A 2,916-nucleotide genomic window follows, 5' to 3' on the forward strand; every position below is an offset into this window, starting at 1 on the left:
TCGCAGCACCACCACACATTGTCCTCCCGGGAAAGTCGTACATTGTTCAGAATGTACTATGATCGTCTCGCCAAGGATATCGGATAACATCGGGGCGATTAGCTTTTCACACTCTCCCCTTCCCTGACAGTCCGGGATACTCATCTCTATATCCACGCCGCCTTGTTCAAGACTATAAATATCAATATTGCCAATTTGTAATCCGAAGTTATCCAACGCCTCGAGAATGACCTCTTCCTGTTGGTGATGATTCTGCCGCTCTCGTCTTATTTCTTTTGCGAAATCCTCCATTACAGCAGAAACTCCTCTTAACTGGTCAGCAACCAACTTCCTGCTTTCATGAACCTGACGTTTTAAGCGTTGATTAGCTTGAAAGAAATTTAACTCTTGAGAAATAGCAGCGATCACTTGCGGACTGCGTGTACAATATTTCCCCCATTCCTTAGTGGTATGCGAAGATAACTGACTGTCATTGTCATTTAATTCATGCATAATTTCCTGCATGCTGTCATAAGTTGTATGAAAATTGCTTGTCCAGCACTGTTCTTTTTTAAAACACATTTGACAGGTTTTTTCGGTAACATTGCTCAGGAAATAATCGAGTTCTTTTTCATCCTCCTCCGCTTTACTGCTTTCATCTATATGTGAAAAGCTCTCAGAAAGAGCTCCGAATACATGTGAAAACTGCGAAACCCGCTGTGCAGTTACATCTCTGACTTTCCTCATATATTGCTGCTGCTCATTGGTATGCTCAGTCGTTCCTGGAATATGCTTAGCAATCCTCCCTAATAATGCGGTTGGTGTTAGTGCAAATAAAAGGATCGCTACAAAGGATTCATACACCGTAATCATAATATTATTGGTGCCCTCTCCATATAGACCCATTAATAACGTTGCAATAAGTAAACCAATCGAAACTCCAATCTTTTTCCCCTCTTTTAATAAGCCGCCCAATAACCCTGAGAAAGCCAATAGGCTCATTTGGTACATACTAGTGACACTTGCTAAACTGAAAATCAACCCAGTAACCACCCCAACGGTTGAACCGATCGCTGCTCCTCCCGCTAATCCAAAGAGTAAAACTAGATAACGAGACAGTATATGCTCGATTGATAACCCATACGCTACCCAACCAATCGTACCTGTCATGACGGATGCTAAAAGAATAATCACACTGACAATTTCCTCCGTTTTAAGCGCTTGAGTCTTAATTCGAACTGTCATTAAGGGAATACACTGAATAAAGATCAGCGTGAGGATTAAGGCAAGACCAGCTTCTACCGCAATCATCATGCCACTGTATATATTTACACTGCGAAACATAATGTATTGTCTAGCTAGATCTGCGAGACCAAGAGACAACAACACATAAACTGCCATTGTTTTAAATTGAGACTCAATAGCAGGAGTCTTGATTTTATTTAAAAGTAATAAGATAAAGGCGGCAGCAAATAATGTTACCCCACTAACAATGGAATTTGTAAAAGCTCCAACCAAAAGACCCAGCAATGCCAATGGCGCATGTTCACGACGCATAAGGAACACAGCTGCGAAAAAAGGTAAACCAAACGGAGACAGCTGTGACAGGATTAACGCTCTTCCTAACAGAAACCCAATCAATGCCAAAAACAATCCTCGTTTAAAAAAGATATCCTCCAGTTTCATCTGTATGGCAGGGATCCAATTAACGCCGGCAGCTCGTCCCCCCTGAAGACGAGCATTGACAATCGGTTCGACTAAATTCCTTTCAACTCTGGCCATCTATGGAACACTCCCATCTTTTTTGTAGTCCATGCTCATCATTATAGAGAGAACCCAATTAAGAATTTGTCAGAATTTTATAATCTTTATAAAAAATGTTCGACGTGTTTCATGGCAAACATTCATATCTATACAGAATTTGAACAAAACGTTTGGCGTAACTAGAAATAAAGGAGCAAGAGACCCGTTTTAAAGGGATTTTTTAGCCTATTATCGTGGTTTAAAATTAGAATAAATTACCTCTACTTAAATTCCGACAAAAATCAGGATTTTTTGTTGACATTACGACTAATTGTATGTAAGATATAACTTGTGCTTCAAGCATATGGCGGCGTAGCTCAGCTGGCTAGAGCGTACGGTTCATACCCGTGAGGTCGGGGGTTCGATCCCCTCTGCCGCTATTTTTCTTGGCCCCTTGGTCAAGCGGTTAAGACACCGCCCTTTCACGGCGGTAACACGGGTTCGAATCCCGTAGGGGTCATAACATGAAAAGCGGAAGCAGCCGTTTAGCTCACGAAGGAAATAGGGGGAGGACCAAAAGGCGTTGTTTGCCTTTTGAGGACTCTCGTCTTTTCCACAGTGAGCTGGGTGCTGCAGCTAGACATATGAAAAGCGAAGGCGTCTTGGTCAGATCCCGAAGCAAATAGGGATTGAACCTAAAGGCGCTTTTTGCCTTTTAGGGGCAATCATCTTTTGCACAGGGATCTAGACGCTGCAGCTAGACAATCTGAAAAGCGAAAGCGTCTTGGTTAGATTCCAAGACGCTTTTTTTGTTTCCTTTCAAAAAGAAGATCTTCTCACCAATGGACGAGACCTTCTTTTTATTTTGTTTCAGGTATATTGGGTTATATTAACTATTTTGTTGTAAAAATGGCTCATAAATGTGATTTATCTCGTCCTAGAGGGCTATAATCCAGTCTTCAGCTAATAAAATACCCATTGGGGTATATTTTTTTTCCAAAATAAAAAGCAAGCACATTCACTGGGCCTGCATTACATATACGAGAGGTTTTTAGCCATTTTCAGCAGCAAGCTAGCCGCGTCTTCCTCCTCTGCCACCGCGCTTTGTTTCGGTGCTTCGTTTGAGAGAAGTTAAGCGGTCTTCACTATCCTTCAGAAATCGAGTCATTTTCTGCTCGAAGTTTTCTTTTGGCT

1 protein-coding gene, 2 tRNA genes and 1 pseudogene are annotated in these 2,916 nt (G+C 41.7%); 2 read left to right on the forward strand and 2 right to left on the reverse strand.

Going from position 1 to position 2,916, the window contains the following annotated elements; translation table 11 throughout:
• On the reverse strand, positions 1-1,761 hold a 1,761-nt coding region (gene spoIIE, locus AC52RT_RS08135), incomplete at its 3' end, for a stage II sporulation protein E (protein WP_495540280.1).
• A gap of 327 nt (positions 1,762-2,088) precedes the next feature.
• Here spoIIE and AC52RT_RS08140 point away from each other — a divergent pair.
• Positions 2,089-2,162 (forward strand) — tRNA-Met (locus AC52RT_RS08140).
• An 8-nt stretch (positions 2,163-2,170) separates the two neighbouring features.
• A tRNA-Glu gene (locus AC52RT_RS08145) sits at positions 2,171-2,242 on the forward strand.
• Positions 2,243-2,794: 552 nt separating this feature from the next.
• Here AC52RT_RS08145 and AC52RT_RS08150 read toward each other — a convergent pair.
• Positions 2,795-2,916, reverse strand: a pseudogene (locus AC52RT_RS08150) (RNA-binding protein S1); the annotation flags it as partial.

Source organism: Peribacillus sp. (assembly GCF_059453735.1).